At 53.3% G+C, this 5,950-nt stretch carries 9 protein-coding genes and 2 pseudogenes; 2 read left to right on the forward strand and 9 right to left on the reverse strand.

Features of this window, described 5'->3' with window-relative positions; genetic code table 11:
• The 7 genes and pseudogenes from BM100_RS21670 to BM100_RS21700 all read right to left on the reverse strand — a co-directional run.
• Nucleotides 1-705: pseudogene (locus tag BM100_RS21670) on the reverse strand (TIGR03752 family integrating conjugative element protein); the annotation flags it as partial.
• Nucleotides 695-1,528, reverse strand: coding sequence for a TIGR03749 family integrating conjugative element protein (locus BM100_RS21675; protein WP_092514807.1), 834 nt, complete (start codon nucleotides 1,526-1,528; stop codon nucleotides 695-697). The pseudogene BM100_RS21670 and the gene BM100_RS21675, both read right to left, overlap by 11 nt.
• Entirely contained in the window at nucleotides 1,525-2,181 is a 657-nt protein-coding gene (locus BM100_RS21680) for a PFL_4703 family integrating conjugative element protein (RefSeq protein ID WP_092514809.1), read from the reverse strand. The genes BM100_RS21675 and BM100_RS21680 overlap by 4 nt, the downstream gene beginning before the upstream one ends.
• Nucleotides 2,178-2,534 (reverse strand): TIGR03750 family conjugal transfer protein, encoded by a 357-nt coding sequence (locus BM100_RS21685; protein WP_092514811.1) that lies wholly within the window; start codon nucleotides 2,532-2,534, stop codon nucleotides 2,178-2,180. Before BM100_RS21685 ends, BM100_RS21680 begins: the two co-directional genes overlap by 4 nt.
• Before the next feature lie 10 nt (nucleotides 2,535-2,544).
• Nucleotides 2,545-2,922 carry a TIGR03745 family integrating conjugative element membrane protein gene (locus BM100_RS21690; protein ID WP_169924800.1) on the reverse strand — a complete coding sequence of 126 codons (378 nt, stop codon included), beginning with the start codon at nucleotides 2,920-2,922 and terminating at the stop codon, nucleotides 2,545-2,547.
• 35 nt (nucleotides 2,923-2,957) lie between these two features.
• Complete coding sequence (locus tag BM100_RS21695; protein WP_092514813.1) at nucleotides 2,958-3,194, reverse strand: TIGR03758 family integrating conjugative element protein; 237 nt, start codon at nucleotides 3,192-3,194, stop codon at nucleotides 2,958-2,960.
• On the reverse strand, nucleotides 3,194-3,520 hold the full coding sequence (locus BM100_RS21700) for an integrative conjugative element protein, RAQPRD family (protein ID WP_092514816.1): 327 nt from the start codon (nucleotides 3,518-3,520) through the stop codon (nucleotides 3,194-3,196). Before BM100_RS21700 ends, BM100_RS21695 begins: the two co-directional genes overlap by 1 nt.
• Before the next feature lie 148 nt (nucleotides 3,521-3,668).
• Here BM100_RS21700 and BM100_RS23725 point away from each other — a divergent pair.
• Nucleotides 3,669-3,746, forward strand: a pseudogene (locus BM100_RS23725) (DUF5710 domain-containing protein); the annotation flags it as partial.
• Nucleotides 3,747-3,884: 138 nt separating this feature from the next.
• A complete protein-coding gene (locus BM100_RS21705) occupies nucleotides 3,885-4,364 on the forward strand; it encodes a hypothetical protein (protein WP_244590744.1) in 480 nt (159 codons plus the stop codon).
• A gap of 87 nt (nucleotides 4,365-4,451) precedes the next feature.
• Here BM100_RS21705 and BM100_RS21710 read toward each other — a convergent pair whose 3' ends face one another.
• Together BM100_RS21710 and BM100_RS21715 are read right to left on the reverse strand one after the other, a co-directional pair.
• Entirely contained in the window at nucleotides 4,452-5,210 is a 759-nt protein-coding gene (locus BM100_RS21710; protein WP_092514822.1) for a TIGR03747 family integrating conjugative element membrane protein, read from the reverse strand.
• A 9-nt stretch (nucleotides 5,211-5,219) separates the two neighbouring features.
• On the reverse strand, nucleotides 5,220-5,950 hold a 731-nt coding region (locus tag BM100_RS21715; protein WP_175495000.1), incomplete at its 5' end, for a TraM recognition domain-containing protein.

Consider the following 5,950-nt stretch of genomic DNA (forward strand, 5'->3'; position numbering starts at 1 on the left):
ATAGACCGGTTTTTCGTTTTTTTCCTTTGAAGGAGTCTGAAGCGAAACAGGCTGAGATTGATTTTGCCCTGCAACGGGCTGTTCACTTAAAAATGCGGTCGGGTATTGTGCCGGGGTATGGCCATGGCCGATGCCCTGCTCGTTTGCCGGTTTTTCATCGGCCGGCGTTATCCAGATCAGATCATTTTGCCCTGTGCCTGCATTCACTGAATAGGAATAACTTCCCGCTCCCAGCGGTACCGGACTGTCGGGCGTAGTCAGCGGGGTTGAATTCAGCCGCTCGGTCAGTAAATCAATCTGCGCCAGTAATCCCTGCTGCTCATCCTGCAATTCGCGCTGACGCTGTTCATCAGCCTGCCGGATAGTGGCAACCGCTGCGTCTATCTGACCGGCAACATCGTGATGCTGATTTTTAAGCTGGTCATTTTCTTTCAGGATATCGGCATTCTGCTGATTTAAACGCTGCTGCTCTGCCCGCACTTTATTGAGTGTGCCGACCAGCGTTCGCAGAGTATCTTCCGGCGTATCGCCGCCGATACCCAGTGCCTGTAACTCCTCCGGGGACAGCGAGGCAAGGGCATTATTGGGCGGTATCACAGGCGCGACTGTGTCTGTTGAACTGCAACTTTTGATGCCGATAAACCCGCCGACCATCAGCACCGCCGGCACCAGTATCTTGACCAGGCTGTTGGATTTAATCTGCATGAGGGTCTCCCGATTTCACGGCTGTCGGCTCAGGAATAAAAGCGTTATCCGGCTGCCCCTGAATGACAAGATACAGCCCCGTCGTATCTTCCGGCGTGCCGGCTGCACCCAGCCAGCGATGCTGAAACGTCGCAGCCACAAACTGCCCCTGCAAAGCGCGCGGGTCGAGCGTGAGAGTGCGTTTGGCGGTATTGCGCAATTTCAACGCCACGACGGAATAATTTTTCACTCCCCAGCCTGCCAATGGGGTTATTTCAATCGGCACTGAGGGGTAGAGCGTCGTGATTATCGAAGGTAAGTGCAGGTTGACCGGATGAATGCCAGTGACCGGCTCAAGGGTGCGCAGCGGTGCATACAACTGCTGCGCGGCATAGCGGGTTAACACCACCGGCACGGGTGCCGATAATTTGGCTTGGCTCTGCGAAGAGGATTTTTCTACTGACTCGGTGGATTTTTCATCCGGATAAATAATGCGTATCGGCTCGGTCGGAGCCTTTTTGGCGGTACGGATATCCAGCAGGATAATTTCGCCGTTTTCGCTATCCTGCAATTGCAGACGGGTCGGCGAAAATGATTGGCTGGCTTTCAGATAAATTGCCCCACCGGCACTTTGTACCCGCAGTTTATCACTGAGTGACGGGGGCACGCCGACACGCATATTCCGGTCAGCAAAAATAATCCGTTCCTGACCCACTTTCAGCGTCACTGATAACGGAATGCGTTCCCATTTCAGCAATTCATCTGCGGTCACCCCAAAACTGGACAACAACACGCTGCTCAGCATCAGTCCCACACAGGCAAAGAGAGAAGGCCATTTTTTCATTGAAACATCCCTTTTTTCTCTTCCACGGGTGGCGGCATGGCTTCCAGCCGTTGTGGCATCCCGTCGTAACAATCCAGTGCCAGTCCGAACGGATTACGCTCGGCATCCCCCTCCCAGCGCACCACTTTCAGGGGATAGCGCACCAGAGCCCGTTTGACCGGTTCGGCGTGGTAATACTCATCCGCCACCAAATCCAGCCTCACCCTCCAATTATCCCGGTTGTGTACCGTCACACTGTTTGTCTCATAGCCCCGACCGGGAATTTCGTAGACAACCCGCACCCGGTCGAGCAACTCACCGCTGTCAGCCCGGGTTTTGGCATCTTCCCGCAGAAAATCCTGACAGGCCGGTGTCAGATAGGCTGATAAGGCCACAATTTTGGCCGGATAATCCTGTGCCCCGTTTTTCGGCCAAGCATTCAGTTGCTGGAAAATATAAAACGCAAAACTGTAGACACTTGGCGCAGGGACTTCCCACCACGCCCGGGTGCTGCCACTGCGCAAATCCGGCGGGTTATGAATGGTGAGATTGCGCGGTGCTGTCATCCAGCCGATCAGCGTGATCAATAAGACCAGCACCAGTACCCCGCAGGCAAACCGCAGGGTCAGAATATGCTGATCACGGTTTTTCAGTGCATGACGAAACCGACTCATTGTACGCTCCTGCTGCGCCGTAATGACCAACCCTGAGCCGCAATAATCAGCGCCGGATCACCGACACCTAACCGACGTTTTTTCTCTTCCAGCTTCAGCCAGAGATAATTTTCCGGTTTGCCGCGCTTCAGCTGCACGAGCCAGCGCCCGCCAAAGCTCACCAGCAGCAAAGGCGTGACCAGCATGCCCGTGGGTATCATGACCCAACCCACTAACGGGATCAGGGGCAGGCTCACCATTAGCCCGATCCCTATTCCGGCTAATGCCGCCAGCCCCATCTCCGGGGTGGTGAAGCCACGAAATACCACCGGTTCAGCGTTTAAGCGATCAGGTAGGAACAGGATCGTCTGCATCAGCGGCCCCTTAAAAAATAATGCCGGCCGATTTCGCCAGCAGCCAAATCACCGCAACCAGCAGCACCACACCGACCACGATAATGGAGCCAAACTGGGTCCAGGTGGCTTTGCCGTCACGCACTTCGGAGAAGGTTTCCACAGCGGCAGAGGCGACTTTAAAAAACGCCACGGCTGAGAGGATTAAGCCCCCAATCACAATGCCATCCTGTGCGTAGCCCTTCACTTGTCCCAATAACCCGCCCCCGCCGCCACTTTTCGGCGGTTCGATCGCAGGTAAATCAGCCCAGGCGGATTCACAAGCAAGGCCAAACAACAAAAACACGGTGCTGATTCGCGTTATCAGGTTAGTGCTGAGACGGCGGCAGGCCGTTAATATTGGTTTCATATTTACGCGGTTCCTTTTTCAGTAGGTTCATTGCATTAACTGGCAAACATCCAGACCGATATCACCAGTAAGAGAGCCGTTCGCAGGGCAAACTGGCTGAGGGTCTGGTTACGCACTTTTTCATTCGCCCAGCCGTTCCAGACATCCACTGCTGCCCAGGCAGCCCAAAGAAACAGGGTCGCTAAGAAAAAACCGACGCACACCAGAGACAGAAAATGAATATCAAAGTGCCCTGAAGCGACTTCAAAGGCATTGCGCTGGGTAGGGGTCATTACGGATGTTCCTGCCGATACTGACCGGATAACAGTGCAGACCCGCCCGGCTGGTCACGGGAGGGGGTCAGGTAGTGATCGATACCGGTTTTGATGGTGTTGAGATCGGCACTGATACGGGCGTAATCAAAGTAGTAGCGAGGGAGGGTTGAGGCATCAGCCTGCTTTTCGGCAATACTTGCGCGTTCCAGTGCTATCTGCACCTGAGCAATCAGATTTTTGGCACTGGCCAGTTCATCTTTCTCGGCTGCCTGCGCAAGCGGCATATACAATAGGGCCAGTCCCAGCAGACAGGCGGAACGGAACAGGGAAAAGTCACCACGCATTAACACGCACCTCGTCATAGTATTCAGGATGCCGAGGATGCGGGGTTTTTTACGTCAGATCAGCAATAAACTCTTTATGCTCTGGTGAAAATTAGCTAAATAGTCTGACTAATTTATTCAGCCAACACTTAATCATGAAGGAAACCCCATGCTGAGGATTGATTTAAACGTCCCTGATGATGAATACGAAAAGGCGAGGAAGCTGGGCGCACACTGGGATGCCGTCGCCCAAATCTGGTACATCGACAACAGTTTTGACCCAACGCCATTTATGCACTGGCTGCCGTTCTACAATGTGCATGCGGAATGCTGGTATCTCGCCCAGACTCAGACGACCTGCCCACACTGTCATGAACCTACCACGGTGACCGCGTTTCTGCTGCCTGCCGGACACCAGCTGCTGGAAGCGGTTAACGGCGATGAACCCGGCACGGAAGTGGATTACACCGAGCAGGACAGCCCAGCGTTTTTGTTTTATATCGCCGATATTCCCACCCTCGTGCGCAGCATACTGCCCGGCTTTCACCACCGCCTTCGCCAAGCCGTCAGCCAACGGCTGCACCGGCAACACTGGATAAACCACTGTGAACACTGTGACGCACAACAGGATGATACCGAACTGTTTGCCGAAATGGGCGGGGCGTTTTTCCCTGCGACTAAAGCACAAGCAGCTGCCATTCAGTTACATCGTATCGATCAGCCGTTTGTGGGGTATTGTGAAGATATTTCGCATCATCACTACCATTTCGATCCGAAGGAAGGCAGCAGCCGAGCCTGTCAGGCCTGTGACTGGTTTGAGTGCATGACGCGGGTGGTGAATGTGACGTCAACGTATCAGCATTAGTCTGAAAGACTGACGCGCCGCTGTGCGGCTTGTCTGCTGACACTGAAGTACAAAACAAAAAACGTTTTGCACTTCAGTGTCAGCGTCTTAAAGGTATTTCTTAAACATTGAAGTGGTGATCACCACCGCCATACCTAAAAGTAACGCCGCTGGCAACAATATCACGGTGGGATACACCACATCCGGCCACGATAAATACAGCACACAGGGAATAGTGCAAGCGGGTTTAATTCCCCGTTTGGCATGGTGATAAACAAAGCTCGATTCATATCCTGCCCCGTAACGCCGCAAATCACGACGTCCCAGCCCGTCAACCAGTGCAACTAATACCACCATTGCAAACAAGGGAACGGATAACAGCAAAATGGCCAGCCGGATCAGCGTCACCATCGTGATAAACACGGTTGCCAGCCAATACTCTCGCAAATGTGCCAATAGGCTATGTAACACAGCATTAAACTCGCGCAAAAAATCATTGTTGCTATGGAGCGGGTATTGCCGTTGTCCCTGAACCCAATTCATAAAACCACTGTCTACAAAAATCCACTGATAAACCCGCGTCAGCCTGGCTGAAACGGTTTGTGAAGGTTCAGCCAATAACAGACTTCGGGTAAATTCCGTGGATAAAAATTGCAGCTCGGTTTTCATCATGGTCTGACTGTGAACGGCTCCCTGCTCCGGCCAGAAAAACGCCATACCGAGATATTCCAGTAGCAAGCTGAATAGCCACGACATGACAATAAATCCAATAAGCTGCCACGGCCATTCCCATAGCACACGATAGAGCAAACCGGGCTTACGGGGCGGTTGGGACGATTGACAGGATGGGTTTTCTGACTGCGCCATAAACGGAAACTACCCCTTCTCTTCCCACCAGTTTTCACTGGTGCGGTAGTGTCTGCGCATCTGTTCAGCGATGTTCTGCAAACTGGCTGGCATTAAGGCATCGTCGTCATCGCCCGTTGGCAAAGGCATACGGATTTTCCACAACTGCCCGCCTTCCAGTAACGCGAACGCCTGCCCTTTCGGCAGGTTAATCATTTCGGCGGGTGTAATCAGTGGGGTTTTGACGGTGCCTACCCTGTCCTGGGTGGACGAGGTAAAATCTTGCCCCTGCTCGACATCGGCAATATCAGAATGCCCCGATACCAGCGTCTTGCTGTAGATTTCCACTTCCGGTAGCTGGCTGGTGAGTAGCTCCGCCGTCCGGTTATCCCGTACCCGCAGCATAATCAGGGTATTGAAGTTACCCACCACCTGCGCGGTTTTGGCCGGGCTGCCGATGCGGGCTTCGATATCGGAAGAAGTCTGGGTATACGCCGTGACCTGCATACCCGCACCGCCGCCTTTGTTAATCAGTGGAATAAATTCATCCCCCATCAGTTCGTTGAATTCGTCACAATGCAGGTTGATCGCCAGCTTGCCGTCATGGCGAACCGGCAATCCGGCGTTCATGCCATATTTGTAAATCTGCCCCGCGACACTGACCAGATCCGCAAACATGCTGTTACCCACGGCCGAGGCCACATCACTGTCAGACAACGCATCCAGCCCGATATAAACAATCCCGTTTTTGCGGATCACCT

The organism is Xenorhabdus mauleonii, from assembly GCF_900113945.1.
Lineage (GTDB): Bacteria > Pseudomonadota > Gammaproteobacteria > Enterobacterales > Enterobacteriaceae > Xenorhabdus > Xenorhabdus mauleonii.

Excerpts from the sequence above, each read along its gene's own strand:
- BM100_RS21710 (WP_092514822.1), bottom strand. The coding sequence starts at position 5,210 with ATGGCGCAGTCAGAAAACCCATCCTGTCAATCGTCCCAACCGCCCCGT.
- BM100_RS21685 (WP_092514811.1), bottom strand. The coding sequence starts at position 2,534 with ATGCAGACGATCCTGTTCCTACCTGATCGCTTAAACGCTGAACCGGTG.
- BM100_RS21680 (WP_092514809.1), bottom strand. The coding sequence starts at position 2,181 with ATGAGTCGGTTTCGTCATGCACTGAAAAACCGTGATCAGCATATTCTG.
- BM100_RS21675 (WP_092514807.1), bottom strand. The coding sequence starts at position 1,528 with ATGAAAAAATGGCCTTCTCTCTTTGCCTGTGTGGGACTGATGCTGAGC.
- BM100_RS21690 (WP_169924800.1), bottom strand. The coding sequence starts at position 2,922 with ATGAAACCAATATTAACGGCCTGCCGCCGTCTCAGCACTAACCTGATA.
- BM100_RS21695 (WP_092514813.1), bottom strand. The coding sequence starts at position 3,194 with ATGACCCCTACCCAGCGCAATGCCTTTGAAGTCGCTTCAGGGCACTTT.
- BM100_RS21700 (WP_092514816.1), bottom strand. The coding sequence starts at position 3,520 with ATGCGTGGTGACTTTTCCCTGTTCCGTTCCGCCTGTCTGCTGGGACTG.